The sequence below is a fragment of the Streptomyces virginiae genome (genome assembly GCF_041432505.1).
GTDB classification, from domain to species: domain Bacteria; phylum Actinomycetota; class Actinomycetes; order Streptomycetales; family Streptomycetaceae; genus Streptomyces; species Streptomyces virginiae_A.
Window position 1 is genome coordinate 1655557 of record NZ_CP107871.1, and the last position, 25486, is coordinate 1681042.

Annotated in this window: 31 protein-coding genes and 1 pseudogene; 21 read left to right on the forward strand and 11 right to left on the reverse strand. The window is 69.3% G+C overall.

The annotated features are described in order from the left end of the window. Nucleotides 1-19 precede the first annotated feature (19 nt). The 13 genes from OG624_RS07725 (at nt 20) to OG624_RS07785 (ending at nt 13083) form a co-directional block, all read left to right on the forward strand. Nucleotides 20-868 (forward strand): 5'-3' exonuclease, encoded by an 849-nt coding sequence (locus OG624_RS07725; RefSeq protein WP_328971582.1) that lies wholly within the window; start codon nt 20-22, stop codon nt 866-868. Continuing rightward, complete coding sequence (locus OG624_RS07730) at nt 862-1986, forward strand: MFS transporter (RefSeq protein WP_328971581.1); 1125 nt, start codon at nt 862-864, stop codon at nt 1984-1986. Before OG624_RS07725 ends, OG624_RS07730 begins: the two co-directional genes overlap by 7 nt. Before the next feature lie 42 nt (nt 1987-2028). Next, on the forward strand, nt 2029-3507 hold the full coding sequence (locus tag OG624_RS07735) for a hypothetical protein (protein WP_202198298.1): 1479 nt from the start codon (nt 2029-2031) through the stop codon (nt 3505-3507). Continuing rightward, on the forward strand, nt 3507-5447 hold the full coding sequence (locus OG624_RS07740) for a hypothetical protein (protein ID WP_033224083.1): 1941 nt from the start codon (nt 3507-3509) through the stop codon (nt 5445-5447). Before OG624_RS07735 ends, OG624_RS07740 begins: the two co-directional genes overlap by 1 nt. 74 nt (nt 5448-5521) lie before the next feature. Beyond that, nucleotides 5522-7552 carry an integrase gene (locus OG624_RS07745; RefSeq protein WP_266354724.1) on the forward strand — a complete coding sequence of 677 codons (2031 nt, stop codon included), beginning with the start codon at nt 5522-5524 and terminating at the stop codon, nt 7550-7552. Beyond that, entirely contained in the window at nt 7549-8007 is a 459-nt protein-coding gene (locus OG624_RS07750) for a hypothetical protein (RefSeq protein WP_371639256.1), read from the forward strand. The genes OG624_RS07745 and OG624_RS07750 overlap by 4 nt, the downstream gene beginning before the upstream one ends. A gap of 893 nt (nt 8008-8900) precedes the next feature. After that, nucleotides 8901-9242, forward strand: coding sequence for an ArsR/SmtB family transcription factor (locus tag OG624_RS07755; RefSeq protein ID WP_008736324.1), 342 nt, complete (start codon nt 8901-8903; stop codon nt 9240-9242). 68 nt (nt 9243-9310) lie between these two features. Next, the gene (locus tag OG624_RS07760; protein WP_237404268.1) at nt 9311-10978 is read left to right on the forward strand and encodes a SulP family inorganic anion transporter; all 1668 of its coding nucleotides are present in this window, start codon (nt 9311-9313) and stop codon (nt 10976-10978) included. Then, nucleotides 10975-11406 carry a pyridoxamine 5'-phosphate oxidase family protein gene (locus tag OG624_RS07765; RefSeq protein WP_371589201.1) on the forward strand — a complete coding sequence of 144 codons (432 nt, stop codon included), beginning with the start codon at nt 10975-10977 and terminating at the stop codon, nt 11404-11406. Before OG624_RS07760 ends, OG624_RS07765 begins: the two co-directional genes overlap by 4 nt. Before the next feature lie 50 nt (nt 11407-11456). Next, nucleotides 11457-11828: an ATP-binding protein gene (locus OG624_RS07770; RefSeq protein ID WP_051763608.1), complete on the forward strand. Its 372-nt coding sequence runs from the start codon at nt 11457-11459 to the stop codon at nt 11826-11828. Between the two features lie 17 nt (nt 11829-11845). Then, the gene (locus OG624_RS07775) at nt 11846-12256 is read left to right on the forward strand and encodes an STAS domain-containing protein (protein ID WP_037790460.1); all 411 of its coding nucleotides are present in this window, start codon (nt 11846-11848) and stop codon (nt 12254-12256) included. Nucleotides 12257-12291: 35 nt separating this feature from the next. After that, complete coding sequence (locus tag OG624_RS07780; protein WP_371639257.1) at nt 12292-12513, forward strand: alkylphosphonate utilization protein; 222 nt, start codon at nt 12292-12294, stop codon at nt 12511-12513. A 234-nt stretch (nt 12514-12747) separates the two neighbouring features. Beyond that, a complete protein-coding gene (locus OG624_RS07785) occupies nt 12748-13083 on the forward strand; it encodes an ArsR/SmtB family transcription factor (protein WP_008736311.1) in 336 nt (111 codons plus the stop codon). A 492-nt stretch (nt 13084-13575) separates the two neighbouring features. Here the strand turns inward: OG624_RS07785 and OG624_RS07790 are convergent, their stop codons facing one another. The 5 genes from OG624_RS07790 to OG624_RS07810 all read right to left on the reverse strand — a co-directional run bounded on the left by OG624_RS07790 (nt 13576) and on the right by OG624_RS07810 (nt 15447). After that, the gene (locus OG624_RS07790; protein ID WP_008736308.1) at nt 13576-13734 is read right to left on the reverse strand and encodes a DUF6126 family protein; all 159 of its coding nucleotides are present in this window, start codon (nt 13732-13734) and stop codon (nt 13576-13578) included. Next, complete coding sequence (locus OG624_RS07795; protein ID WP_033224090.1) at nt 13731-13913, reverse strand: hypothetical protein; 183 nt, start codon at nt 13911-13913, stop codon at nt 13731-13733. Before OG624_RS07795 ends, OG624_RS07790 begins: the two co-directional genes overlap by 4 nt. Before the next feature lie 40 nt (nt 13914-13953). Beyond that, the gene (locus OG624_RS07800) at nt 13954-14394 is read right to left on the reverse strand and encodes an ATP-binding protein (protein WP_047960367.1); all 441 of its coding nucleotides are present in this window, start codon (nt 14392-14394) and stop codon (nt 13954-13956) included. 31 nt (nt 14395-14425) lie between these two features. Continuing rightward, entirely contained in the window at nt 14426-14602 is a 177-nt protein-coding gene (locus OG624_RS07805; RefSeq protein WP_158711911.1) for a hypothetical protein, read from the reverse strand. 104 nt (nt 14603-14706) lie between these two features. Beyond that, nucleotides 14707-15447, reverse strand: coding sequence for a carbonic anhydrase (locus OG624_RS07810; RefSeq protein WP_051763603.1), 741 nt, complete (start codon nt 15445-15447; stop codon nt 14707-14709). Between the two features lie 209 nt (nt 15448-15656). Here OG624_RS07810 and OG624_RS07815 point away from each other — a divergent pair, with 209 nt between their 5' ends. Next, nucleotides 15657-16037, forward strand: coding sequence for an ArsR/SmtB family transcription factor (locus tag OG624_RS07815; RefSeq protein ID WP_008736301.1), 381 nt, complete (start codon nt 15657-15659; stop codon nt 16035-16037). A gap of 188 nt (nt 16038-16225) precedes the next feature. Beyond that, nucleotides 16226-16600 carry a hypothetical protein gene (locus OG624_RS07820; protein WP_008736299.1) on the forward strand — a complete coding sequence of 125 codons (375 nt, stop codon included), beginning with the start codon at nt 16226-16228 and terminating at the stop codon, nt 16598-16600. Nucleotides 16601-16783: 183 nt separating this feature from the next. On the opposite strand, the pseudogene OG624_RS07825 reads toward OG624_RS07820, so the two are convergent. The 6 genes and pseudogenes from OG624_RS07825 to OG624_RS07850 form a co-directional block, all read right to left on the reverse strand. Next, a pseudogene (locus OG624_RS07825) lies at nt 16784-17595 on the reverse strand (IS5 family transposase); the annotation flags it as partial. Between the two features lie 39 nt (nt 17596-17634). Continuing rightward, a complete protein-coding gene (locus OG624_RS07830) occupies nt 17635-18219 on the reverse strand; it encodes a DinB family protein (RefSeq protein ID WP_008736295.1) in 585 nt (194 codons plus the stop codon). A gap of 326 nt (nt 18220-18545) precedes the next feature. Beyond that, complete coding sequence (locus tag OG624_RS07835; RefSeq protein ID WP_371639259.1) at nt 18546-18965, reverse strand: CBS domain-containing protein; 420 nt, start codon at nt 18963-18965, stop codon at nt 18546-18548. A gap of 31 nt (nt 18966-18996) precedes the next feature. Next, on the reverse strand, nt 18997-19362 hold the full coding sequence (locus OG624_RS07840; protein WP_008736292.1) for an ArsR/SmtB family transcription factor: 366 nt from the start codon (nt 19360-19362) through the stop codon (nt 18997-18999). A gap of 105 nt (nt 19363-19467) precedes the next feature. Next, the gene (locus tag OG624_RS07845) at nt 19468-19794 is read right to left on the reverse strand and encodes a hypothetical protein (protein ID WP_371639260.1); all 327 of its coding nucleotides are present in this window, start codon (nt 19792-19794) and stop codon (nt 19468-19470) included. 38 nt (nt 19795-19832) lie between these two features. Beyond that, nucleotides 19833-20033, reverse strand: coding sequence for a hypothetical protein (locus OG624_RS07850; protein WP_008736289.1), 201 nt, complete (start codon nt 20031-20033; stop codon nt 19833-19835). Between the two features lie 240 nt (nt 20034-20273). On the opposite strand from OG624_RS07850, the gene OG624_RS07855 reads away from it, so the two are divergent. The 6 genes from OG624_RS07855 (at nt 20274) to OG624_RS07880 (ending at nt 25466) form a co-directional block, all read left to right on the forward strand. Continuing rightward, nucleotides 20274-20411: a hypothetical protein gene (locus tag OG624_RS07855; RefSeq protein WP_371589197.1), complete on the forward strand. Its 138-nt coding sequence runs from the start codon at nt 20274-20276 to the stop codon at nt 20409-20411. 47 nt (nt 20412-20458) lie between these two features. Then, a complete protein-coding gene (locus OG624_RS07860; protein WP_371639261.1) occupies nt 20459-20860 on the forward strand; it encodes a pyridoxamine 5'-phosphate oxidase family protein in 402 nt (133 codons plus the stop codon). 49 nt (nt 20861-20909) lie between these two features. Beyond that, the gene (locus tag OG624_RS07865) at nt 20910-22151 is read left to right on the forward strand and encodes a malic enzyme-like protein (protein ID WP_371639262.1); all 1242 of its coding nucleotides are present in this window, start codon (nt 20910-20912) and stop codon (nt 22149-22151) included. A gap of 239 nt (nt 22152-22390) precedes the next feature. Then, on the forward strand, nt 22391-23605 hold the full coding sequence (locus OG624_RS07870; protein ID WP_033215667.1) for a pyridoxal phosphate-dependent aminotransferase: 1215 nt from the start codon (nt 22391-22393) through the stop codon (nt 23603-23605). A gap of 795 nt (nt 23606-24400) precedes the next feature. Then, complete coding sequence (locus tag OG624_RS07875) at nt 24401-24541, forward strand: hypothetical protein (protein ID WP_328971579.1); 141 nt, start codon at nt 24401-24403, stop codon at nt 24539-24541. A 10-nt stretch (nt 24542-24551) separates the two neighbouring features. Continuing rightward, nucleotides 24552-25466, forward strand: a complete 915-nt coding sequence (locus OG624_RS07880; protein WP_328971578.1) for an NUDIX hydrolase — start codon at nt 24552-24554, stop codon at nt 25464-25466. Nucleotides 25467-25486 lie beyond the last annotated feature (20 nt).

Genomic DNA, 25486 nt, shown 5'->3' on the forward strand with positions numbered 1-25486 from the left:
GATGCCGGGAGGCACCACCATGACCGCGATCGCGCCGCTGCTCCTCGTCGACGGGCATCATCTGCTCTACCGCGCCCACTTCGGGTTCCCCAAGCGGTTCCAGGCGCTGGACGGGACCGACGTGACCGGCGCGTTCGGCTTCGTGGCGCTCCTGCGCAAGGCGCACCGCGAGCACGGCTACGGTCATGAGGTCCTGGTGGTCTTCGACGCCGAGGACGGCGCCGACACTCGGATCCAAGCTGAGGCCGGGTATAAGGCAAACCGGGCTGACGCCGACCACAGTCCGATCCAGGCTCTGGCGCCGCTGAAGGCGATGCTCGACCAGGGCGGAGTGCGGTGGCTGGAATGGCCCGGCGCCGAGGGCGACGACGTGCTGGCCACGATCGCCACGCGTGAGGCCGCCGTCGGCCGTGCGGTGGTCGTGCTCTCGGGGGACCGCGACCTCTACGGCCTCCTCACCCAGAGCAGGATCCGGATCCTGAACCCGCAGGCCCCGCCCGGCCGCCAGTTCGTCACCGCTCCCGCGGTCGCCGACCGCTACGGGGTGACGCCGGCGCAGTGGACTGACTTCCGGGCCCTGACCGGGGACCCGTCCGACAACCTCCCCGGCGTCCCGGGCGTGGGACCGGTGACCGCCGCCCGGCTCCTGACCGGCGGGCGCCGGCTCGAGGACCTGCCCGCCGCCGCACCGGGCCGCCTGGCCAAGCCCCTGGCCCGCATCCGGGAGACGTGGGACGACGTCGTCCGCGTGCGGTCCATCCTGCGCCTGAACTGCGACCTGCCGTACCCGCAGAACACCGTCACCGGGACAGCCACACCCGAACTGACAGCACCCGCCACGCTGATGAAGGCGGCCGGCCTGTGGTGACCACGCCCGCCCAAGCCTCCGTCACCACACCGGACGACAAGGCGTCGCTGCGCGGCCACCGGTCCTTCATCGCATTCCTGACAGGCGAGAGCGCAAGCTTGATCGGGACGGCTGTGCACGGCATCGCCCTACCCACGCTCGCGGTACTCCTCCTGCACGCCACGCCGGACCAGATCTCGTTCCTCTTCTTCCTCATCCAGATCCCGACCTTCGTCCTCGCGCTGCCGGCCGGGGCGTTCATCGACCGGCACAACAAGAAGACGGTGCTGATCACCACTGATCTTGCGGCGGCCGCCGTGGTCGCGGTGATCCCGGCCGCCACCGTCCTCGGGACGTTGTCCATGCCAACGCTGTACGCCGTGGCCCTGGCCTTGGGTGCCGTGACGGTGCTCCACCAGGCCGCGGCCATCGCCATCGTGCCGCAGCTCGTCGAACCCGGGCTGCTCCAGCAGGCCCACTCACGGATCGGAGCGGCGTTCGGCGCCGCCGACACGGCCGGTACCTATCTGGGGACCGCGGTGGTCGCCGTGGTGGGCGCCGGCCGGGCCTTCGCCCTGGACGCCGTCTCCTACCTGGTCTCGGCATGGTGTGCGACCCGGATCCGCACCGTTCACGCGCCGCCGGCCCCCAAGGTGCGGCGAAGAATGGCCACGGACATCTGGGAGGGCCTGATGTACGTGGCCCGCACACCGCTCGTGCGGCCGCTCGTCCTGTGCCTGGCCGGGACAGGGTTCGGCTCCGCCCTGACCTCGACTTTCTGGGCGTATCACCTGCTGACCACAGTGAAGACCGGCACGACCGGGCTCGGCGTGATCATGGGGGTGTCCGGCGCCGGATGCCTGGCCGGTGCGCTCGCCGCACCCCGGATCGTCCGCAGGTTCGGGCCCGGACCGGTCCTGGTCGCCGGATTCGCGATGTACCCGCTGATGAGCGTGCCGCTGCTGATTGCCGGGCCCGGGCCGCTGTGGCTCCTGGTCCTCGCCCTGGCGGGCAGTCTCCAGCTCGCCGCGGCCGCCTGCGCGGGCACCACCCAGCGCTCGGTTTCTTGGGGCACTTCAGTTCTGTCTCATCACTCGTCCCTCGAACCGGTGAAGGGTGTCCGCGTCGCCCTCTACTGACTGCTATCTCTCGTCTCTCAGAGGTCTCGGGAGGCAACAGGCATGCAGCTGTACGCGGTTGACACGGCGGTGGTACGCCGGTATTTGGACAGCCCCGTCTTGACGGGTGACCAGGCGGCTCGGCTGCTGGAGCTTCGAGGGATCTCGGACGGCACACCGATCTATCTGGATGCCGAGACGATGATGCCGGTGGAGCCGCTGTGTTCATGGGGCAGGAACATGTCGTACGCCGATCTGGCCGGAAGCACCTTGAAGGACTACGGGCGGATCATGGCCCGGTTCAGCGCTCACCAGGACACGCGTGTGAGCGACGTGCTGTCGGCCACGGAGTCCGATCTCGTGGCGTACAAGAAGCAACGCACTCAGTTGCAGAAGAAGCCGGTCGGCACCTCGGCGTGGTCGAAGGAGTCGTCGGTGCTGGACCAGTTCTTCACCTTCGCGGTCGAGCAGCGGTACCTGCGGCGCCGACCCATGCGTGTGGCGGCGCGAGGGCGTAATGCGCTGAGTCCGCGGACGCGGCGGGGAATGGATATCCGGCATCTGAGTCTGGGGCAGTACCGCTACTTCAGAGATGTCGGTCTTGGCGGGCAGTGCCCGGACTCGCAGCTCAGCCGGTCCTATCGGGGCAGCTCCCCGCACCGCGACCGAGCGGGCGCGGATCTGGCCTTGTGTAGCGGCATGCGGTGGCAGGAGTGGGCCACGGTTCTTCTGCCTGAGCTGGGTCTGGGCGTGGGCCAGTGCGCAGAGGAGGCCGAGTTCACGGTCCAGGCGTGCGCGAAATACGGGAAGGAGCGTGGAGTCTTCGTTCCCGAGCAGGCCATGCGGGCGGTCGAGACTTACTGCTTGCTGGAGCGGAAGGAGTTCACTGCGGCGGCGGCCAGGCGGCTGGAGCGCCAGCATCGGGAGCTGTTCGTCGTCTCCCGCGTGGAGGAGGAGACAGGCCGGATCCACGGCACGCTCGACGGTACGGCGCAGGTGTTCTCGATGCAGGCGATGCCGCCGCGCCTTCGCCGGATCACGGTCCGGGAGGGCGAGTTCGGGCTGGAGGCGATGGCGGTGTTCCTGTGTCGGGGCGGGCTGATGCCGGGGGCAGATTCCTGGAAGCGGTACCGGCATGCGGCGTGGCGCCGGATGGTGGCGCTGGCTGATGAGACGACGCCGCAGCTGCCCGCGAAGAGATGGCGCTGGCACGATCTGCGTCACACGTACGCGCTGCAGCTGCTCACCTATCTGGAGCAGCAGATGGACGGGGCCGAGCCTGACATGGTTGCGCGGCGTCGGCGTCACCGCTCCTATTTGAGTGGGCATATCCGCTACAACCCGTTGTTGATCGTGAGCCGGCGGCTTGGTCATTCCAGTCCGGAAACGACGTACGCGTATCTGGAGTACACCGACGATCTGGTGCAGGAGTACGAGGCGGCGTTCGCCGGGTGGGTCGGTGACCGGGGTGAGGAGGCCACGTACGCGCAGATCGCCGCCAGGGCCTTCCGTCTGGAGAAGTCGCCGTTGGGGGTGGGTTGATGGCGCGCGTGAAGTGGCGGAGGTCGGCTGAGTGGACAGCGTTTCTGCGTCAGGCGTTGGGGGTTCCGGGCGGGGACGGCCGCCTCGGCGTTCGTGTGGTGGCGGTCAATGAGCAGGGTCGCGAGCGCCTGCACTATGTCGATCCGGCAGATTACCGGTGTTCACGGCTGGCCGCTCAGCTCGCCGATGAATGGGTCGAGTACGTCGCGGTCACCGGTCTGTCGGCCTCAGCGTCTCGCGACTATGTGCGTGCGGTCGACCTGGTGTGCTCCGCGATGGACGGTGCGTGCGAGGAGGCGGCATCCCTGTCGTTGGAGTCGGCGGATCTGCTGCCTTTGCTGGCTCGGTGGGAGCGCACCCTGCCGGCCTCTTACCAGGAAGGGTCGCGTCAGGCGGGGGTGGCAGCGTCGTGCGTGAGGGTCCTGATCGTGCGGCGGGAGGACCATTCCGAGCGGGGGCTGGACGAATCCCTCGCGAGGTTCGCCCGTGGCCGTTGCTTGACACCGTGGGGTGATAGCTCGGAGCGGGACGAGTTCAGCCGGGCCGACAAGCGGGCGTTGGTCAAGGCCGCGTGGCAGGAGGTGCAGGCCTTGGAGAAGCGGCTCGCCGATGGCTGGTCTCTGGCGGCACAGGGCCGGCATCCGGATGAAGGGGACTGGCTCCATGTGCCGGATCTGTTGTGGGGGCTGTCGCGGGGAGTGATCGAGCCACGCCAGATCGGCGATGCGCTCCCCCCGCTCACCGCGCAGTGGCCCGACGCGTTGCGCGAGATGGTGCTCAGAGCGGACGGAACGGTAGCGAAGCGTCGGGCCAGACGGGATGTGATTCTGCGGCTGCTCGCGCGCCTGTACCCTACGAATCTGGATCTGCACTCCTTCCGGGTCCTGCTGGTGGACGCCACCGGGCACGCCTCGGAGGAGGTCACAGGCTTCGGCGCGCAGGACATCGAGTTCCTCCCCAAGGGCGTACGCCTGACACTGGTCAAGGACCGCGCTTCGCGGGTACGCCATCGCGCCTTCCGGGACGCCTCCGAGCCCCGGAACGCCGATCAAGGTGAGGTGTCGGCGAGCGAGTTGCTTGACGGGCCGCGCCGGGAGGTGAGCGCGATCGTGCGCCGGCTGCTGGCGGTCACGGAGAAGGTCCGGGAGCGGTGCCCGGAGGTGAGCGACACCCTGTTCGTCCGTCCCTCACTTGTGTATTACGACCTGCGCTTCGGCCGCTGGAATTCCAATATGCAGGGCCAACGTTTCACCGATTGGCTTCACACGGCAGGCGTCACGGTAGACGGTGAGGCCCATATCGGGCGGCTGCGGAAGTCCACCAAGGTCGAGAAGGCCATCGTCTCCGGCGGCCGGATCAGCGTCGCCGCCGACGACCACCTCGAGGAGACCTTCGCCGGACACTACGCCCAGGGCACCACGCTGCGGATCCTGTCCGGCAAGGTGATCAATACAGCCCAGGACCACTGGTTCCAGCAGGCGGTGGAGGGGCCGACCCTGATCTCGTCCGACGCAGTCGAGATCACCGAAGACAGCGAACGGCTGCAGGCACTTGGGCTGGACAGGGAGCAGGCGGACGGCATTGTCCAGGGCGAACTCGACATGGGCGTCTCGCACTGCAAGAACCCGTGGGATTCACCCTTCAGCCCGCCGGGCGAGCTGTGCGCCGTGGCGCCGCTGCGCTGCCTGGAGTGCCGCAACGCGTGGCTGCTGCCCAGCCACCTGCCGCAGCTGATGCTGTTCGCCGAGCACCTGGAGACGGTGCGCCAGCGACTTGACCCGAAGACGTTCACCCGGCTGTGGGGCCAGTCCTACACCAATCTCCGAGCTGCCATGGACGAGCGCACCGAGGAAGAGAAGGCCCTCGCCCGGAAGCACATCACCGCGGGTGAGGTCTCACTCGACCTCCCGCTGGCCGCACATGTGGAGTTCGACACGTGATCATCCCGAGTTCCGGGGAGAGCCCCCGGTCCCTGTTCCGCCCGGACGAACCCGTTGTCCAGAGCCACCCTCTGATGCCTGCGGCTCGCCGATCGCAGGTCCGCATGCCGCTGTTCGGCGACAGCGAGTTCATGGACTTCAACGGTGTCGTGCGCCGGCCCGCCAACCGCAACCGCTCGTGGTGGAAGATGCGCCTGGTCGGCGTGCTGGCCGATGAGCCCTGGAATCTTCTCGCCCGCGAAATGATCATAATTCTGGCGAACCCCGGCCACGAGGCACTCCAGGCGGCGGGGCTTCACCTCGGCTTCACCCCGTGGGACATCGGCAGCATCAATCTGGAGATCAGCTGCCTGCGCGGTGTGATCACCTGGGCCCGCGAGGACGGCCTTCCCGAGGACCCCTCCCGCTGGAGTGAGTCCGATCTGCGCCGACGCATCAAGGCACTGAAGAGGGAAGTGAAACCGAGAACGCTCACACGGCATGTGAGCTTCGTCCAGCGGATGGCGACGCTCTCCCCGGCGCTCAGCTGCGGCTGGCCGGGTGTCAACCCGTGGCCGGGCAAACCTCCGGGACAGGTGGCCAAAGACGTGCGCGATGGCACCCTGTCCACGAAAGCGATTCCGCCCGACATGTGGTTTGCGCTGGTCCGTGCCGCATGGACGTACATCCACGTCTTCGCCCCGGACATCTTCCGCGCACTGGACATGCTCAAGGAACTGCGCCGTGCCGCAAGGCTCTCGGCCGATGTCCGCGACAAGAACGGGGAACTGGACGCCTGGCTGGCCGACCCGGCGAACAAGGTGCCCTGCCACCACGACCCGCACACGGCCGAAGGACAGCAGCCGGAGGTCTACTGGGTGATGCTGACGCTGCTGCTGGGAGTGAAGGAGAAGCAGAGCAGCTCGTTCTTCGGGACGTACTGCATGGCGGGCCGACAGCGCAGAGAGAGGGTCCAGCGGGCGGTGGCCGACGGCCGGTACGCCTACGGCCTGCCCGTGGAACTGACGCAGGTCACCCGCCCGGACGGCAGCCGCGGCCCCTGGCACCCCGGTTTCGACCTCTACGAGCTGTCCCGCCTGCCCACGATCCTGCGCGATGCCGCCTTCGTGCTGGTGGCCGCCTTGTCGATGATGCGAAGTTCTGAACTGCAAGAGATCGTCCGGGGCAGCGTCGTCGAGCACTACAACGCACCCGCCGTCGCCTCCACCCTCGTCAAGGGCCGTCCCGGGCGACCGCGCAAGCACTGGTGGATCAGCGAGCCGGTCGCGGAGGCCATCGCGGTCGCCGAGGCCGTCTCCCCCCACCCCGTGCGGGTCTTCGCCCCGCTGACACCCAAGGCTGTCAACGAAGAACTCGACGGCGGCGCCATGGTCGACTCGTTCATCGGGTTCGTCAACGCCGGCCTCACCTGGTCCGGGCTGGCTGCGATCCCCGACGGCAAGGCCCGGCCCCACATGTTCCGCAGGACGATGGCGATGCTCACCGACCAGTTCGCCGGCTCCGAGATCGCGCTGGGCATGCAGCTCAAGCACATCGCCACCCGCGCCCTGGCCAACCGCGCCACCCGCGGCTACGCAGCTCCCGACTCCGCTTGGGCCAAGCACCTTCAAGACGCGGTCCACGCCGCCCGGTTCCGCCGGCTCAAGGACCTGTACGGGGCCCACTCCCAAGGACAGGAGATCGGCTTCGGCCCCGGAGCCGAACGCCTCAAGGGCGTCTTCGAGCAGATCACAGCCACCGCCCGGGCCCGCCACGGAGACGCCCGCGTCGAAAACGACCTCCTGCGCAAAGCCCGGATCACCATCCGCTTCGGAGCACTCAACAACTGCCTGTTCGACGAACGCAACCCGACCGGCGCCGTCTGCCTGGAGAACGCGATCATCCCCGAAGGGCATATCGGCCCGCTGGAAGACCTCTGCCGGCCCGACCGCTGCCCCAACAGCATGATCGGCACCGAGCACGCCCCGTTCTACGACGCACACCACCGCACCCAGCTCGAGCTCCTGAAGACCCCTGGACTGCCCGCCTGCCGCAAAGCCCTGATCGCCAGGGAAGCCGAACGCGCCGAATCGGTCCTTGACAAGATCCGGGGTACCTCCGCATGACCGCTCACAGCCGTATGACCTGCGACGGTGTCTCGCCCGACACCGCGGAGGCCCTGAGGGCCGCCATGCAGCGGCTGTTTGCCGGAAAGCCACGGCGCACCGACGGACGGCTCACCAAGGAGAACCTCTGGAGAAAAGCCCAGGTCAGCCGGGCCACCATGAACCGAGCTCGGCCGATCCTCGCCGAATGGGATGCCCGCATCGCCGAGCAGGGCAAGACCACGTCCGGAGAGGCCCGCAGAGACGAGGAGATCAGCAAGCTGCGCAAGAAACTGGCCGCCAAGACCCGAACATGCGCGCTCCTGGAGAAACAGCTCAGGGCCGCGGCCACCGCTATCGCCGCCTTGCACCACGACAACTGTGCCCTGCGCGAGGAGATCGGCCGACAGCAGGGCACCAACATCGTCGGGCTCGACGGACGCCGCACAAGACTCGACAACAATTCCCACGCGTGACGGCACTCCCGCATCCAGGGGATACAGCGCGGTACACGGGTCGGCATATATCTGCTGGACATCCAGCTGTCGTGCGCAGGGTGGATGTCGGCTTGGACACCGCCGCGGCCACGGCAGGCGCGGCATACCGGCCACCTCCCTCGCGGCGCTCGCCGTCACGCTGCGGCGCCGCGCCGCGAAGGAGTCCGTCATTGCCATCGCCGGGCATCTTAGCGTCGGCCGCTCCACCCTCTGCTGCCCTCTCGCCGCATTCGACGCCCGCCACCACACATCCGGGGCCGCAAGCGCGGTGGCCTGCTGCCTCGCGTGCCGTCAAGTGTTGCCGCAGCCGGTCACCGGCTTCGCCGACCGCGACCAGGAGAGCCGCGGATGAGGTGCAGGGCGCGAGCGGTGAGTGGTGCCCACGAGCCGTGCTCGCCAGCCAGAGGATGCTGGTGAGGGCCACCCATCAGGCTACGGCGGACCAGGCCGGGAACAGTCGCGGACGGCGCCCGATGACACCGTCCCGGCCGGCCCCGGGGGCGGACGGCGACCGGCGGCGTCATCGAGAAGCCGGCTTCGTCATCGAAGACCAAGCTGTCAAAGCCGGTGAAGATTGCCTGAAATCTGACCCACCGCCCCCGTTCCGCCGGGGAGGGTCTGGCCGGACGGAAGCATTCCCACCGCCCGGCTCGGAGCAGGTCACGCCTACGGCGCCGAAGTCGGTGAGGTCTCGCCGACGGGGGTGGCGGCGAGACCTCACGGCATGACGGTACTCCTCGCGGCGACAACTTTCCGCAGCATCCATAAATTGCAAATATCTGCAATTGAATACATGATGTAGGAGTTGTGTCCGTAGGTAGCCGCGGGCACGGCACCAGACCGCAGGCCCGCGGCGTTGAAGGGTGGAGATCGTGCCGGTTCCGCTGTATCAGGCGAAGGCCGAGTTCTTCCGCATGCTCGGGCACCCCGTGCGCATACGCGTACTCGAGTTGCTGCAGGACGGGCCATTGCCGGTGCGCGAGCTGCTGGCGTCGATCGAGGTGGAGCCCTCTGCCTTGTCGCAGCAGCTGGCGGTCCTGCGCCGGTCCGGGATTGTCACCTCTTCCCGCAACGGCTCCACGGTCGTCTACGCGGTAGCCGGCGGCGACGTGGCCCAGCTGATGCTGGCGGCACGCCGGATCCTGACCGAGGTCCTCACCGGGCAGACGCAGCTCCTGGCGGAGCTGCGCGAGACGGGAGGCCGTGCGTCGTGAACACGTTCCTCGTGGAGTCGGCGAGCCGACTGCGGGCGGTGCTGCCCACGCGCGCAGATCTAGCTGGGATGACCCGCGACCCCCGGCGGAATCTGCTGGCGGGGCTGACGGTGGCGATCGTGGCCCTGCCTCTGGCCCTGGGCTTCGGCGTTTCCTCGGGTCTGGGCGCGGAGGCGGGACTTGCCACCGCAGTGGTCGCGGGCGCTTTGGCGGCGATATTCGGCGGCTCCAACCTGCAGGTGTCCGGACCGACCGGGGCGATGACCGTCGTGCTGGTGCCGATCGTGGCACAGTACGGGCCCGGCGGTGTGCTGACGGTCGGGCTGATGGCCGGTGTCATGCTGATCGGTCTGGCGCTGCTGCGGGCCGGCAGGTATATGCAGTACGTGCCGGCGCCGGTGGTGGAGGGTTTCACCCTCGGTATCGCGTGCGTGATCGGTCTCCAGCAGATCCCCAACGCGCTCGGGGTGGCCAAGCCCGAGGGCGAGAAGGTCCTGCTGGTGGCCTGGCGGGCCGTGGTCGAGTTCGTGGCGTTTCCGAACTGGACGGCGATCGGGCTCTCGCTGGGTGTGGCCGTGGTGATGCTGGCCGGGGCGCGGTGGCGTCCGGCGATCCCTTTCTCGATCGTCGCGGTCATCGCCGCCACCGCCTTGGTTCAGGTGTTCGGGCTGCGGGGTGCGGCGCCGATCGGTGATCTGCCGTCCGGACTTCCCGCTCCGTCGCTGTCCTTCCTCGACGTCTCCGCGCTCGGCTCGCTGCTCGCGCCTGCGGTGGCGGTGGCCGCGCTGGCGGCGCTGGAGTCGCTGCTGTCGGCCACGGTGGCTGACGGGATGACGGTGGGGCAGAAGCACGACCCGGACAGGGAATTGTTCGGGCAGGGGCTTGCGAATCTGGCGGCCCCGCTGTTCGGCGGTGTGCCCGCGACTGCGGCGATAGCCCGGACGGCGGTCAACGTGCGCAGCGGAGCCTCCTCGCGGCTGGCGTCCTTGTCGCATGCGGCGGTGCTGGCGGTGATCGTGTTCGCCGCGGCTCCGCTGGTGTCGAAGATTCCGCTTGCGGCGCTGGCGGGTGTGTTGCTGGCTACCGCGATCCGCATGATCGAGGTCGGCGCTCTGAGGGCGATGGTGAGGGCCACGCGCTCGGATGCGGTGGTCCTGGTCTTGACCGCGGTGGCCACGCTCGTCCTCGACCTCGTCTACGCGGTGATCATCGGTCTCGTCGTCGCCGGGGCCCTGGCCCTTCGGGCTGTGGCGGGCCAGGCGCGGATGGACCAGGTCGATTTCCGCCCTGACATGCCCGGTGAGCACAGCGCCGAGGAGCACGCTCTCCTGGCCGAGCACATCGTGGCCTACCGCATCGACGGGCCTCTGTTCTTCGCCGGCGCGCACCGCTTCCTCCTGGAGCTGTCCGAGGTCGCTGACGTGAGGGTGGTGATCCTGCGCATGTCCCGCGTCACGACCCTGGACGCCACTGGCGCGCTGGTGTTGAAGGACGCGGTGGAGAAGCTGAACCGGCGGGGGATCGCCGTGATGACCTCCGGCATCCGCCCCGGTCAGCGCCAGGCCCTGGAATCGGTGGGCGCCCTGGCCTTGCTCCAGCAGGAAGACCGCGAGTACGCCACTACCCCCGAGGCCATCGCCGGCGCCCGCAAGCACCTGGAGCAGGCCGGGCTTGTGCCGGCGCGCCACCGACCGCACCTGCCTGAGTCGCACCGCATCCGGAAGGGCCCGCGATGACCGTCCCCGCCGACCTGAACCTGACCGACATGTCCGGGGCAGAAGTGCTCTGGCTCCTCGAAGGAGCAAGCCACGGCCGTCCGCTCTACCGGGGCCGCCTGGTGTATGTACGGCGGGAGCAGGCCGTCATCCGGCCCGCCACGCACGTGATGGCGTGCGGGCGGCTGGTCGTGCGCGCGCCGGTGCAGACATCGGCCGTCGCCGGCCGGACGGTGCTGACCTACCAGGTCGACCAGATCCACCCGCGGACCGGCACCGGGTGGACACTCACCGTCCACGGCCCGGCCGAGGTGATCACCGACACCGATGAGACGGCCCACTACCGGCGCATCCTGCCCGGGATGGCGTACGGGCCCCATGACACGCTGCTGCGGCTGCACCCGCAAGCCCTCACCGGACACCGCCTGACGCCCGTGGAGGAGCGGTGAGCGTCCGGACGGAGACCTTGCCCTACCGGCATGTGCTGACCCTGCCCGCGATGGGAGCCGCCGTACGCACCGCGAGGGAGACGACCGAGCTCGTGCTGCTGGAGTGCGGTGTGGGTCTTCGCCATCCGAGTGTCGGACCGGCGCTGCTGATCCTGGCCGAGCTGGTCACCAACGCCGTCCGCCACGCCGCCGCGCTCTCCCCGACGCTCACCGTCACCTACGCCCACGGCCCGGGCGTGTTCGCATTCGCCGTCCACGACCGCCACCCCTACCTGCCCGCCCTCTACGGGGCACTGGCCATCAAGCCGGGCAGCGGGCTGGCCACCGTGGTGGAGATGACCATGGAACTGGGCGGCACCGCCGTCGTGCGCCCGGACGCGGACGGCCGCGGCAAGAGCGTCTGGATCACCCTGCCCCTGTGAACACCGAGGAAGCCACGATGACGATCGAGTGGAACTACGCCGCCCACGAGGACCTGGCGGTCCTCTCCCTGGCCGGATACCTCGGCGCGGAGGCGACCGGCCGCTTCACCGGCGCGGTGGGCTGGGCCCTGGCCCGGGGCACCGGGCCCGTGATCCTGGACCTGACCGCCCTGCACGGCTGGTCGGCCGGCGGGCAGCTGGCCGTCGCCCAGGCCGCCCGCCTGCTGGCCGAACACGGGCGTCGCCTCGAACTCGCCGCGATCCCCGCCGACGGCTCCCTCGTCCCCGACGCCACCGGACCCGCCATACCCGTCCACCCCGACCTGCCCGCAGCCCTGGCCGCACACCGCCAGATTCGCCAGCCCGCCAGGCAGTGGAGCACCGACAACTGGCCCACCCGCCCCGTGGTCACGGCCAGCACTATCTGACCCGCCACCTCGCAACCAAGGAACACAGCCACATCATGAGCGACATCACCGTCAAGGACTCCAACGGCACCGTGCTCGAGGAGGGAGACTCCGTCACGCTGACCAAGGACCTCAAGGTCAAGGGCACCTCCGAGACCCTCAAGCGCGGCACCCTCGTCAAGAACATCCGCCTCACCTCCCGGCCCGGCGAGATCGAGTGCAACACCAAAAAGGTCAAGGGCCTGGTCCTGAAGAGCGAATTCGTCAAGAAGGCCTGACCCGGCCACAGAGGCCCGGGCCGAAGCGCCCTCAACGACGGGCTGTTCGGCCTGATCCGCTCCCGCGGGTATCCATCAGTTGCGAAAATCTGCAATTGTAGAGGTCGCAGGATGTTGACGGGGACGCTGGAGCAGGTCCCCTGGTGGAGAGTTTGGGTGGACGAGGTGCCAGGTACACGCGCGAAGAACACGGCCCGGGATGGCAGCGGCCCGGCCGGCGCCGCAGGAGCGCCGATGGTCACGCCGCTGTACCAGCTGAAGGCCGAGTTCTTCAAAACGCTCGGCCATCCGGCCCGGATCCGGGTGCTGGAGCTGTTGGCCGAGCGTGAGCAGGCGGTCGGCGAGTTGCTGGCCGAGGTCGGCATCGAAGCCGCTTCCCTGTCCCAGCAGCTCGCGGTGCTGCGCAAAGCCAACCTCGTGGCCACCCGCCGTGAGGGCTCCAACGTGTACTACCGGCTCACCAGCCCCGACGTCGCCGAACTCCTGCGCGTCGCCCGCGGCATCCTGTCCGGTCTCCTGCAGGGCCAGGCCGATCTCCTGGCCGACCTGCGCGCCACCAGCCGGAAATAGCCGGCCGGGCGCCCTCAGACGGCGGCCGTCTTCCGTAGTGCGGGGTTCACCCGGCGCTTCTGACACCGGGAGACGGCCGCTTCCCTCTTTCTTCGGGCCCCCAGCCCGCCGTGGAGTGCTTACAGGAGCCGGCCATCAGACTACGGCCGGTGAGCGAAGCGCGGCGGATGCCCAGGATCGCGCCCTGGCCCGAGCCCTCGCCCGTCAGCGGCAGCAGGCCCGGGCAGCGGACAAAACGCCCCGGTTCACGCTCCAGTGTGGCGATGCCCGTCACCGACACGCTCCGCGGCATGGGTCACCGAACCGGCCGACACCACGCGAGGCACCAAGCGGACGGCCGACGGAGCCAGCCGCGGGAACACCACCGCGCCACCCCGATCGCCGCGAGCATGCGGCACTCCTATTCGCCCGCGGCGCGGCGCCGCAGGTCGTCCCGGGCCGGCGGGGTCCGCGCCTTCGATGTCATGGCCGTGCCCTGCTCGGCGAATGCGGTTACTTCTGGGCGTGCTGGCCCAGATAGAACAGCAGCCAGATGAATCCGGCGAACACGTGCGTGCCGAAGATGTAGAAGAACGCGCGCAGCGCGACCCCTTTCTCCTTCCACTTCTCCGCATCCGCTCTCGCCGTCTCGGCGCGTTTGTCGTCGCTCATGACTGACCTGCTCCCTTCCCTGCCGCTGCGGCGTCCCGACCGGTCGCCGGGCGGGCGTAGGGCCGGATCAGGATCGTGGCACCGACGGAGCCGGCCTGCTCGATGAGTCCCGCGACCTCGGCGGCCGCCACCCGGAAGGTCGCCGGATCGTCCCCGCCCAGATACGTGATCTCGTACATCTACTCCTCCACTTCGTCGGTGCCGCTCACGATGAGCCGGTCACGGTGTTCCGGACGGCAGGATGAAGCGGACCAGCACCGTCTTCCCGCGCCCGTCGGGCGAGGGTTCGACACCGACGTCGCCGCCGTGGGCCCGCGCCAGGTCCGCCACCGTGCACAGCCCCTGTCCCGCGGACCGGTCGGCGAGCGTGACCGGGCGCGGGTCGAGGTCCCCGACGGCGACGACGAGCAAGTGATCGGTCATGGTCAGGGTGATCTCAGCCTCCGGGGATGCCGTGGCATGGCGGGCCGCGTTGGCCACCAGCTCGCTGACCACCAACAGCACCGCACCGCCGAGCGAGGACGCCCCTCCCACACCGAACAGCACCAGGGACCGTTCGGTGCGCTCGCGCGCGGCCCTCACCGAACCCGGCGCCAGCGGCACCGTCCAGGCATGGCGACGCTCCCGGACCAACTGCCGCCCGCTCGGACCGCGCCCCATTACCGGCCCGCCTGCGGCCACGCCGCCGGATTCACCGGACACCCGGCTCATCAGCACCGATGCCGTGCTCCCGGGCCAGACGCGAAGCGTCCTCCAGCTCCTCGGCTGCCTGCGCCTCCTCGAAGGCGTCCTCGGCCTCCCGCGCAGCCTCCAGACGAACCCGCGCCACACGGACCCGCTCCAGCGCCGCACCCTCGAATCCGACCACACCACAACCCCCCGTCCACCATCATGGAACTAGTAAATTGCATAACTCTGCAAGTCTAGCGTGGCCTGCCCCGCCCGCCAGTCTCTTTGACCGCCCGCTCCCGGTCAGCCGACCTGGTGCACCCACTGGCCGGCCAGTTCGTAGCGGGCCCCGACCACCGCCAGCTTCCCCGCCGCGATACGCCCCGCCATCTCGGACTGGGCGGCCAGCCGCGCGGCCACCCGGCGCACGTTCGCGGTGACCGCCGCGTCCACGCACGCGTCCCCCCTCAGCGTGCGATCGATCGACGGACGGATCTGCCCGGCCAGATACCGCAGAGGACCCGGCAGCTCACCGTGCCCCGTCTCGGCGTGGACGGCGGCGGCGACGGCCCCGCACGCCTGGTGCCCCAGGACCACCACCAGCGGGATCCCCAGCTCCAGCACCCCGTACGCGACGCTCCCCACCACCGCCTCGTCCAAGACCTCACCGGCCGAGCGGACCGTCAGCAGGTCACCGAGCCCCTGATCGAAGACCAGCTCCGGCGGAACGCGGGAGTCCACACAGCCCAGCACCACGGCGAACGGATGCTGGCCGCCCACCAGCTCCCGGCGCAACCCAGCCGACTCGTCCGGATGCCGCTCCCGCAGTGTCCGCCAGCGGCCGTTGCCCGCGGCCAGCTCCGCCCACGCGCCCTCCGGCGTCACGGGACGCCTGCGCACCCCGCCATCGGAACGGGTCGAGACGGCACTGGAACCGGATACCAGCCCCGCCCCCAAGGCGACCGCACCCGTGAGGGCGAAGCGACCGAGCCCGCGCCTCCCCAGCACCTTCCCGCCGCCTTCACCCTGGGCACTCACGCACATCACCCTAGACAGGCACCAGACCCGACGCCCGGGACAACGGGCCGCCTTGGCACTTCCTTGGCCAGGCCATGGCGAGAAAACACACTCGAGCCAGTGACCCCCGGCCGCGGCCCGCAGTCAGTGCCGCAGCGTACGGAATTCTGCAATTGTGGCGGTCACAGCGCGGCAGAAGCCCGACAGCCGCCCGACGCCAGGATTGGGCCCACGCCGTGCCAGGACGCGCCAGCAAAGCGAACGACGACGAGACCCCAGAGGTCAGCACTCCCCTTTACCAGCTGAAGGCAGAGTTCTTCAAAACCCTCGGCCACCCGGTACGCATCCGCGTCCTGGAACTCCTGAGCCAACGCGAACACGCAGTCTCCGAACTCCTCACCGAGGTAGGCGTGGAATCCGCGTCCCTGTCCCAGCAACTCGCCGTGCTCCGCAGAGCCAACCTCGTCCACACCCGACGAGAGGGCGTCAGCGTCCACTACCGACTCGCCAGCGACGAAGTCACCGAACTCCTGCGCGTGGCCCGCAGTATCCTCACCGGCGTCCTGCAGGGCCAGGCCAGCCTGCTGGCCGACCTCACCGCCCACCCCCACCGATAACCCGCCCCGGCCGCCAGCCCTCCGGCGCCCTCCCGCGCTGCGGAACGGCCCGCCCCACTCCCTCCGCCCGGATCACGCCAACCCCACCCGAACTTGCCGAATCCCCCACGGGCGGGGCCAGGCAATGAGTAGCGTCCCGGTGACAGCCCGCGCCCAGCGCGCACGCAGACACACCGGAAGGCGACATCATGGCCAACGTGGACACCGCCCTCAAGGACATCATGACCAGCGTCGAGGGGACCCTCGGAGCCGCAGTGGTCGACTACAACAGCGGAATGGCACTCGGCACCGCAGGCGGCGGACGCGACCTCGACCTCACCGTGGCCGCAGCCGGCAACACCGACGTCATCCGCGCCAAAGTCCGCACGATGGAACACCTCGGACTCACCGACGCCATCGAGGACGTCCTGATCACCCTCGGCAACCAGTACCACCTCCTACTGCTGTGTACCGGACGCGGCAAGGAAACCCTCTTCCTCTACCTCGTCCTCGACAAGCGCAACGCCAACCTGGCCATGGCCCGCCACCAGCTGCGGCGCATCGAAGCCGACCTCGAAATCTGAGCGCAGCCACTTTTCCCACGCCCAAGAGTTGCAATTTTTCGCAACTGTCCATGTCGGCATGTCGGCATGTCTGGCAGTCTGCAGCTCCCTACGGCCCCGCCAGAGCCCCGGCCTTGACGAAGCACGACACCCGACCCTGCGGCTGTATAGCGTCTCCGAAGCTTGAAGCTTCACCCGTTGAGGGCATCCAGCCGCAGGGGCGCCCACTGCTCCCCGCGCGTGGCGTGGGCAGCGGATTGGCGACCCCAAGGCGGGCCTCGGCGCCGCGACGGCGCCACCCGTAGCCGAAGAGCCAAGCGATCGATCGATCTTCCAGCGGTGCCGGCCGAGGCGTTCGCCGGACTCGAAGCCTGGCCGCGCGATGCGCGCGACGAGCCCACGCTCGCGCAGCCAGATGAGGTGTTCGGCGGAGAAGTACGCCTTGTCCGCGCGGAGTTTGACAGGTCGGCGCCGCCGGGGTCCCCGGCGGGACCGGCCGGCGGGGATGCCGAGGATGAGCGGCTTGAAGGCGAGACTGTCGTGCATGTTCGCACCCGACACGGCGACGGCGAGAGGGATGCCCTGGGCATCAGACAAGATGTGCAGCTTGCTGCCCTTCTTGCCGCGATCGACCGGGTTCGGCCCCGTCAGCGATCCTTCCTTTTGGCGCGAACGGAGGCCGATTCGACGATCTCCGAGGTCCAGTCCAATTCGCCCCGGACCCCGAGTTCGTCCAGCACCGCCCGATGCAGCCGACGCCACAGGCCGACCTCGGTCCATACCGTGAAGCGGCGATGGGCGGTGGCGAAGGACGTGCCGAACGTCGGCGGCAGATGCCGCCAGGCACAGCCGCTGGTCAGCACGTACACCACTGCCGTGAACACAGCCCGTTCGTCACACGGAGCGGTCCCACCACCTTGCGGTCGAACGGCGAACGACGGCAATAACGGGGCAACCAGCTCCCAGAGCTCATCTGGAACCAGACGCTTCGACAGATCAGCACTCACAACCGGCATCATGCCGTTCGAACATCACGTCATGTCGTGGAACAGCCCCTACGCGGTGGTTGGTGTGGCCGTCCTGGCGGCTCGCTCGATCTTCGCGAAGTAGGCCGCGCGGGCTTCCTTGTCGATCGGCTGCTCGTGTTCGGCGCGCATCCCGGTCCGGCCGTCTACGCCCTCGCGCAGGATGTCGGCATGCCCGGCATGCCGGATGGTCTCGCCGAGGACATGGACCATGATGGCGAACAGGTTCGTGTCGGCATAAGGCTCCGGCCACCAGGGCACGTGGCCGGGGGCGTCGAGGGCAAGCTCGTCGATCGTCGCATCCGAGTGTTCCCACGTGCGCCGGTAGAACCCGACGATCTGACCACACGTTTCGTTCTCGGCCGCCCATTGATCACTGCCGTCGGAATCCTGCCACCGGCAAAGCGGCTCCGGAGAAGGGCGGTCGAAGACCTCACCGAAGTACCTGGCCTCGACCGTGGCCACGTGTTTGACCAGGCCGAGGAGGTTGGTCCCGGTCGCTGTCAGAGGCCGGCGCGCGTCGTACTCGGACAAGCCATCGAGCTTCCAGAGCAGCGCCTCACGGTCCCGCCGCAGCCTCTTGTGCAGGTTGTCTTTCGCGAAATCATCGATCATGCGGCACGAGCCTGCCATGGGCTGCTCATGGTCTCAAGATCCCGTACGCGGTCCGCAACGACTGGCGGAGCCGTGGTCAGCCATGGCCACCGCCCCGACCTGCTGCAAGGAGCTCAGGAACCTGTCCACGTGAGAACCTCTAAGCCGCTGGATCATTCCGACGCTGTGAGGGCGAGCGCCTGGTCTTTTCGGGGCTGCGGCGGCTCGCCTGCGGTCGTCCGAGAGCCGCCCAGCGGGCTTCGTGCAGCCTCGGCGGCAGCCGGACCGGCCTTGGGCGGGGCCGTCGGTTTCGGGGGCACGGGAAATGCCGGATCGGCAGCCTGGGGTCAGGGTTGCTCCTGCGTGTCCTGTGATGCTGTGCCGAGGAGTGTCTGCAGCCGTTCGGTGGTGAGGATGCCTACGGCGAAGCCGTCCTCATCGACGACGGGCAGGACCGTCAGAGACCGTTCGCGCATGGCGGCGGCGGCTTCCGAGGCGGGCATGCCGGGGCGGGCGAACGGGCTGTGCTCGTGCGCGATGTCACGGACGCGGGTGTTCTCGGCGTACCAGGGTTTTGCCCCGTGGGCGGTGAGCTGGTCGCGGGTGACGATGCCGGCGCACCGGCCGGTGTCGTCGCGGATGAGTACGTACTGGCTGTGGGATCCGCGCAGAACGTCGAGCGCCCTGTCGATGCTGGTGTGGTCGCTGATCTGCAGGTCCGGCGGGATCATGGCGTCGGCGGCGGTGGGGCTCGTTGGAGGGGGCATCGTCGGCTCCAGGGGGTGGGGCACGCGGGCGTCAGGCCGGGCGTGCAGGGGCGGGTGCTCTGACGGAGGGCGCTGCGGCCCGGAGGTCTTCGAGGAGTCCGGCCTGGCCGGCCAGGAGACCGCTGAGGATGCTGCGGGCTGCGGTCAGGAGGTCGGCGACCTGGGGTGTGGTGAGGTGGTAGAAGACCGCCGAGCCTTCCTTACGGGTGGCGACCAGGTTCGCGCGGCGCAGGATGGCCAGCTGCTGGGAGAGGTGGGCGGCTTCGATGCCCACTTCGGGGAGCAGTTCGGCGACGGCGTGTTCGCGCTGGCTGAGCAGTTCGAGTACGCGGATGCGCACCGGGTGGCCCAGGGTTTTGAAGAGGTCGGCCTTGAGCTGGTACAGAGGTGTGCTCATGGCCGCCGCCTCATGGGTTCGGGGACCGGTGCCGACGGTATGCGGCACCCGGCCGGGTGCGCCTTCCGTCGGCCGCGGACAAGAGATGATCGGTTGCCGACTTTATCAATGCACACCGCCGGCCGGGCGGGAGGCTTCTGCCCGGCTTCGCGCGTCGGAGGCCAGGTGGGCCACCGCGGAGGGAAGGTCCGGGTAGATCCGGATCACGGCCTCGTGCGCGGCGAGGAGTGGAGCGGGGCGCTCACGCAGACCGCACACGGCCAGCGAATCCCCGGCTGCTCGCACCACGGCGGCCTCGCCCGCTGCGCTCCAGCCGAGCAGGCCGGACATGTCGAGCACCAGCGGGCCCTTACAACGGGAGCGCACCCAGTCCACCGCCCCCTCGAAGCGGTGTGCATCCTGACGGCCCAGGAAGCCGAACAGCTGCAGCACCCCTACACCGTCACACTCCGCTGAATCCCAGTACATGCTCACCACCGCCCCAGCCGGTGCCAGGCGCGCACCAATCCGGCCCGGTGCAGCTTGCGGCGGGGGCCGGACTGTACGAGGCGGGAGCCTCCGCATCGCGAGCAGTGCCCCTGGCCGTCCAGTGCGGAGGGGCGGCACAGCAGCCCGCACGCCGCGCAGAGCAGCACCGGGGCCCTCTCTCCGCGAATCGGCGTGATACGCATGACCCCTCCTAGTGAGTTTACCAATTGCCAATCTTAGCAACTGATAATGTATGCAGCTAGTGGTTGCCGTGGGGGGCGGCGTCGGGGCAACCGCGTCCCGCCGCACGGCGGTGTCACGAAGTGACGCATTTTTCACGCGTGTTGCACCCGAGAAGTGTGGGTGGGCGCGCAGGGCACGGGAGGCGATTGATGGGCGAGCCGGAGCTCCGCCGTCGGGCGGCGCAATTGCGACGGGGCCGCGTGGAGGCTGACGAACAGGGCGACGCGTGGGCGGTGGCCCTGCACACCGTGGCTCTGGAGGACGTCGAACGCCTGGGACGCGAGCGAGGCATCGACCTGAGCGGCGAGGCGGACCCGAGCACGGGGGTGCACGGATGATGAGCCGATCCCACCCGGACGGGGACCCAGCCCCGGCGACGCGGGCCTTGCCCCGTCCCATCGCACTCGGACCCGACGAGGGGCTGCCCCTGCTCGACATCCTGACCGCGGGGCGCTTGATCCACGACGCGCCGGGACTGCCCGCAGTACGTGTCCTGCGCCACTGCCGCGACTTCGGGTATCTCGTCGTACGCGTCCAGCTCACTGGCCCGCCCGCGGTGTTCCGGTGTCCCGGCCGCCTCACCTACCAGACCGAATGGGTCGACCCGCAGGACCACACCGGCTGGACCGTGACGGTCAGCGGCCCCGCGCAGCGCATCACCAACGGCTACCAGCAGGCCCGCTATCGCCTGATGCTCCACGCCGGACCGCAGACCTCCCATGAGCACCTCCTGCGGATCCGCCCGGACAACGTCACCGGATACCGCCTCACCCGCGCCCCGGCCTGAGCAGCCCAGGCCACCAGCCCCAATGCCCCGGATAAGGACCCAGGCCCGCATGCCGCACAACAGCAGCAATCTTCAGATTCCCTCGCCCGGCAGACCCGGCCCGGCCTTCAGCCTCACCGCCCACGTGCAGCCGACCGCGGCTACCGCAGCCGCGGCGCTCATCGCCTCCGTCGCCGGGGCCGTCATGACCGAGACGGACCACGACCCCGGTGTCGACCTCGACCGGATCAGCGCCGACACAGACGGGCCTGAGACCCTGCTGCGGCTGTGCACACTTCTGCGGGACCGCCTCGGCACAGCCCTGATCCACCTGGGCGATCCCGCCCTGGACGCTGCCGCCACGGGCAAGATCACCCAACGGCTGTGCGTGCCCGCCGGCACCCCTCGCGAGAGGGCGCTCCTGGACACCGAAGCCGACCACCGCGTCATCCAGCATCTGCTCCTCAATCCCGGCAGCGTCGACTCCTGCACCGGCCGGCGCCACCGCATCGCACTGCTCTCCAACGCCTCCGCCGTCGCCGATCTGGGCCCCCTGCCCGCCGCCGTGGTCCTGCCGGCCCTGGAGTCCGCCGCCGCCCACCTGCGCAGGACCACCGGCCTGGACATCTATCCCCTGCCGATCAACGCCGACACACCCGAGGACTTCGCTGCCACGGCCGCCGCGCTGGCTCCCGGCTTCGCGGCGCTGTGCCTGTCGCACACTCACCCCGCCTACGTCGGCGCGGTCCGCGCCACCCTGGAGCACACCGACACACCGGTCGTGGACACCACCAGCCACGCCCACGCGGTCGCCGTCACCGCTGCCGCCCTCAACGCTCTTCGCCACAAGGCGATCCCCACCGGCGAGGCGCGCGTGACCCTCACCGGCGCTCATCGCGGCGGAGACCTGTCCGGCCTACTCACGGCTGCCGGCATCAGGACCCTGACCCTGCATCAAAGCGGAGCGCCGCTGGTGGACCCGGCCGGCCCCGCCGACCTCCTGATCGACCTGACCGGCGTCCCCGCCCCTCGGGACGGAACACCCGTGCTGCGCGCCTGCCCTCAGAATCTGCCCCCGCTGGGTGCAACGGCCTCTCGCGCTCACCCCCTCCACGCTCTGCCCGCCCTGCTGTCCGCCGCGGCACGCACCCGGCGGCTCACCCCGCACAGTCTCCTGGCCGCTGCCTTCGCACTGGCTGAGCTGGCGGGGCCGGACCGGCTGCTGCCCTCCGTCGACGAACCCGGGCTCACCCAGGCCCTGGCAAGCGCCCTGATCCGCGACTCCGCACATCCCACCGATTCTCAATCCTGACCGCGGGACACCACCGCCGCGTCCGAAACCATCCTGCTCCTGCGGCACGCGGACACCTGTGTACGTCAGGGCCCGCGGGCCGGACGGCCGCGATCCTCGTCACTGCCCAAGCCCACGCCACTGGCGGGCGCGGAACGCGGCAGGTCAGAGCGCGCCCATGCAACGGCTGCCGCGCCGACCGCCCACCGGAGCCCACAAGGCCCGGCCCTCCGCAATCTCCCAGCCATGAGGTGAACCACATGCAGGTAAACCAGTCCAGCAAGCTCGCAGGAGTCTGCTACGACATCCGCGGACCGGTACTCGAGGAGGCGACGCGCCTGGAAAACGAGGGCCACCGCATTCTGAAGCTCCACACCGGCAACCCCGCCGCATTCGGCTTCGAAGCGCCCACGGAGATCCTCCGGGAAATCACCGGCAACCTGGCCAGCGCACACGGCTACGGCGACGCCAAAGGACTGCCCTCAGCCCGCCGGGCCATCACCGACTACTACCTGCAGCGCGGCGTGACCGGCCTGACAGCCGAAGACATCTACCTGGGCAACGGAGCCTCCGAGCTGATCCAGATGTCCATGCAGGCCCTGCTCGACAACGGCGACGAAGTACTGATCCCCGCACCCGACTACCCCCTCTGGACCGCATCGGTCTCGCTGGCCGGCGGCACAGCCGTGCACTACCGCTGCGACGAACAGGCCGGCTGGTTCCCCGACCTCGCCGACATCGAAGCCAAGATCACTCCTCGCACCCGGGCCCTGGTCCTGATCAATCCGAACAACCCCACCGGCGCCGTCTACTCCACTGCCCTGTTGCACGGCCTCATGGAGATCGCCCGCCGCCACCAGCTGATCGTCTGCTCGGACGAGATCTACGACAAAATCCTGTACGACGGCCTGGCCCACACCTGCACCGCCTCCCTCGCCCCCGACCTGCTGTGCCTGACGTTCAACGGCTTGTCCAAGGCCTACCGGGTAGCTGGATACCGCTCCGGCTGGATGGCCGTCTCCGGCCCGAAAGCCCACGCCACCAGCTACATCGAGGGCCTCAACATCCTCGCCAACATGCGCCTGTGCGCCAGCATGCCCGCCCAGTACGCCATCAACGCCGCACTCGGCGGCCCGCAGTCCATCAACGACCTGCTCCTGCCCGATGGACGGCTGACCCAGCAGCGCGACACTGCCTGGAAGCTGCTCAACGACATCCCCGGCGTCTCGTGCGTCAAGCCCCAAGGCGCGCTGTACGCCTTCCCCCGCCTCGACCGCACGGTCCACAAGATCAACGATGACGCGCGGTTGGTACTCGACCTCCTCAGAGCCCAGCACCTCCTCATCGTCCAAGGCACCGGCTTCAACTGGCCCGAACCCGACCACTTCCGCCTCGTCACCCTGCCCCGCGCCGAGGAGCTCACCGACGCGGTCACCCGTATCGCAACCTTCCTCGACGGATACAGCCAGCACTGACCCCGCCACACCACCTGGAACATGCGCAGAAATCAGCAATGGCTGAACTCCGCAAGTCGCTAAATAGTGTTGGGGTCATGCCCGCGCTGTGCGGGCGGGCATGCCCCCAGTCCTTGCAGTACAGGGGCGGGCGAATCTGGCCATATCGCCTGGTGGGTGCGGCCGTTTACTACGCGTCGGCCAGCCCTCAGGTGGCCCAGTTGATGTCGGTGGCCCGGGCGACCGCGTCCCAGGACGACAGCTACATCGACGGCCCGCTTGGTCGTGATCGCGACCTGCTCGACGCCAAGCGTGATCGAGTGCCGGGCGGTGGGCTGTTCGTCGCGGAAGGCGAAGAGGCCGCCCGGATGAGAAGGTCCCGTGCATGCCCGCCCGTGCCCTGCGGTACGGGAGCTGTAGACATCTCCGCGTTTGCGTGCTCGTGCCCAGCTGGTCGGGCTCTGACACGTCCCCGGTGTGTGAGCATGGCGCTGGCGCAGCGCACAGCTGGTCATACGTACCAACCTCGAACGTCGCCCGAACGGGTGACTCTCGTGGCCGGCCAACCCAGGGCTCCGATGTCTCAGACTTCCGCACAGCAGACTCGAAGTGGCGCCACCATCAGCAGATGTTCAGCCCAGAGACTGCGGCTCTACGAATGTCTCATGAGACATCTGCATCGCGGAGAAATCGGTCCGCCAGCAGATCTGCCCGCCCGAGCTGCAGGCCCGCGCCCAGCAGACCTCTACCTGGCTGGTCTCCGGCAGCCGGCCCTTCGCCGCACTGGCCGCGGGCGCCCTGGCCTCCGCCACGAACGTGCGGACGGTCCTGCTGGCCGGAGCACTCGTCCTCGCCGTGCCCGCGCTCATCCTGTGGCGCTCGCCGGTGGCCCGCCTCACCACCATGCCGGTCTCCGCCTCCACGCCGCCCTCCGACACCACTCGTTCCCGATCCTGAGGAGCCCCAGATGACCGCCCTGTCCACCGAGCCGCAAGGCACCGCTGCACTCCTGGTCAACTCCGCCGGCCAGTACCTGCTGCATCTCAGGGACGCCAACAAGCCGCACATCTGCGACCCGGGCACCTGGTCCATCCCCGGCGGGAACCGCGAGGGCGAGGAAACCTGCCGCCAGGCCGTCGAGCGCGAACTGTTCGAGGAGACGGGCCTGAGGGTGCCGCTGGAGCCCCTCACCGTCGTCAGCTCACACGGCCCCACCGGCGAGAAGGGCCACATCCAGGTTTACCTCGGTACCTGGGACGGCGACGACAGCACCCTGCCGTGCCCCGAGGGCATCATGTACCGGTGGTTCGCCGCTGAGACCACGGCCTGGCTGACGATGTGCCCGTGGACGGCCGAGGTCATCGCCCTGCACCAGAAGACCGCCCCGGTACCGGCACCCCGGGCAGGCGGGCCCGCGCGGGTCGGGGGAAGCCGGGCCCGGCTGAACGTGGTCGGAGTCCACCTCTACCTCCAACGCAAAGACGGAAAGATCCTCCTGGGGCTCCGCCATCCCGACGTCGCGTTCGCAGGCGGCCATTTCCACGCCCTCGCCGGGCACTTGGAGACCGAGGGCGCCATGGCCGGGCTAATCCGGGAGGCCGCGGAGGAAGCCGGCCTCATCATCGCGCCGGAGGATCTCGAGCTCGTCCACACCGTGCACATGCTCGACGAGGGCGACGACTCCGACGGGCAGCCGAGGATCGGGCTCTTCTTCCGCGCCCGCACGTGGTCCGGAACGCCCGAGGTGCGCGAGCCGGACAGGTGCCTGGAGTGGGTCTGGGCCGACCCGGCCCAGCTTCCGAAACCCATGGTCAGGTACACGGAGATCGCGATCGAGGCGATCGGCCGCGGCGAGACGTACACCGAACTCGGCTGGGCCTGACCCCCACGCCGCACCATCCC

Excerpts from the sequence above, each read along its gene's own strand:
- OG624_RS07795 (WP_033224090.1), bottom strand. The coding sequence starts at position 13,913 with ATGTACGAGATCACGTATCTGGGCGGGGACGATCCGGCGACCTTCCGG.
- OG624_RS07840 (WP_008736292.1), bottom strand. The coding sequence starts at position 19,362 with ATGAGCACACCTCTGTACCAGCTCAAGGCCGACCTCTTCAAAACCCTG.
- OG624_RS07725 (WP_328971582.1), top strand. The coding sequence starts at position 20 with ATGACCGCGATCGCGCCGCTGCTCCTCGTCGACGGGCATCATCTGCTC.
- OG624_RS07800 (WP_047960367.1), bottom strand. The coding sequence starts at position 14,394 with ATGGGGCGCGGTCCGAGCGGGCGGCAGTTGGTCCGGGAGCGTCGCCAT.
- OG624_RS07880 (WP_328971578.1), top strand. The coding sequence starts at position 24,552 with ATGACCGCCCTGTCCACCGAGCCGCAAGGCACCGCTGCACTCCTGGTC.
- OG624_RS07750 (WP_371639256.1), top strand. The coding sequence starts at position 7,549 with ATGACCGCTCACAGCCGTATGACCTGCGACGGTGTCTCGCCCGACACC.
- OG624_RS07765 (WP_371589201.1), top strand. The coding sequence starts at position 10,975 with ATGACCGTCCCCGCCGACCTGAACCTGACCGACATGTCCGGGGCAGAA.
- OG624_RS07770 (WP_051763608.1), top strand. The coding sequence starts at position 11,457 with ATGGGAGCCGCCGTACGCACCGCGAGGGAGACGACCGAGCTCGTGCTG.
- OG624_RS07745 (WP_266354724.1), top strand. The coding sequence starts at position 5,522 with ATGCCTGCGGCTCGCCGATCGCAGGTCCGCATGCCGCTGTTCGGCGAC.
- OG624_RS07820 (WP_008736299.1), top strand. The coding sequence starts at position 16,226 with ATGGCCAACGTGGACACCGCCCTCAAGGACATCATGACCAGCGTCGAG.
- OG624_RS07810 (WP_051763603.1), bottom strand. The coding sequence starts at position 15,447 with ATGTGCGTGAGTGCCCAGGGTGAAGGCGGCGGGAAGGTGCTGGGGAGG.
- OG624_RS07785 (WP_008736311.1), top strand. The coding sequence starts at position 12,748 with ATGGTCACGCCGCTGTACCAGCTGAAGGCCGAGTTCTTCAAAACGCTC.
- OG624_RS07850 (WP_008736289.1), bottom strand. The coding sequence starts at position 20,033 with ATGCGTATCACGCCGATTCGCGGAGAGAGGGCCCCGGTGCTGCTCTGC.
- OG624_RS07740 (WP_033224083.1), top strand. The coding sequence starts at position 3,507 with ATGGCGCGCGTGAAGTGGCGGAGGTCGGCTGAGTGGACAGCGTTTCTG.
- OG624_RS07775 (WP_037790460.1), top strand. The coding sequence starts at position 11,846 with ATGACGATCGAGTGGAACTACGCCGCCCACGAGGACCTGGCGGTCCTC.
- OG624_RS07780 (WP_371639257.1), top strand. The coding sequence starts at position 12,292 with ATGAGCGACATCACCGTCAAGGACTCCAACGGCACCGTGCTCGAGGAG.
- OG624_RS07760 (WP_237404268.1), top strand. The coding sequence starts at position 9,311 with ATGACCCGCGACCCCCGGCGGAATCTGCTGGCGGGGCTGACGGTGGCG.
- OG624_RS07790 (WP_008736308.1), bottom strand. The coding sequence starts at position 13,734 with ATGAGCGACGACAAACGCGCCGAGACGGCGAGAGCGGATGCGGAGAAG.
- OG624_RS07870 (WP_033215667.1), top strand. The coding sequence starts at position 22,391 with ATGCAGGTAAACCAGTCCAGCAAGCTCGCAGGAGTCTGCTACGACATC.
- OG624_RS07865 (WP_371639262.1), top strand. The coding sequence starts at position 20,910 with ATGCCGCACAACAGCAGCAATCTTCAGATTCCCTCGCCCGGCAGACCC.
- OG624_RS07830 (WP_008736295.1), bottom strand. The coding sequence starts at position 18,219 with ATGATCGATGATTTCGCGAAAGACAACCTGCACAAGAGGCTGCGGCGG.
- OG624_RS07835 (WP_371639259.1), bottom strand. The coding sequence starts at position 18,965 with ATGCCCCCTCCAACGAGCCCCACCGCCGCCGACGCCATGATCCCGCCG.
- OG624_RS07735 (WP_202198298.1), top strand. The coding sequence starts at position 2,029 with ATGCAGCTGTACGCGGTTGACACGGCGGTGGTACGCCGGTATTTGGAC.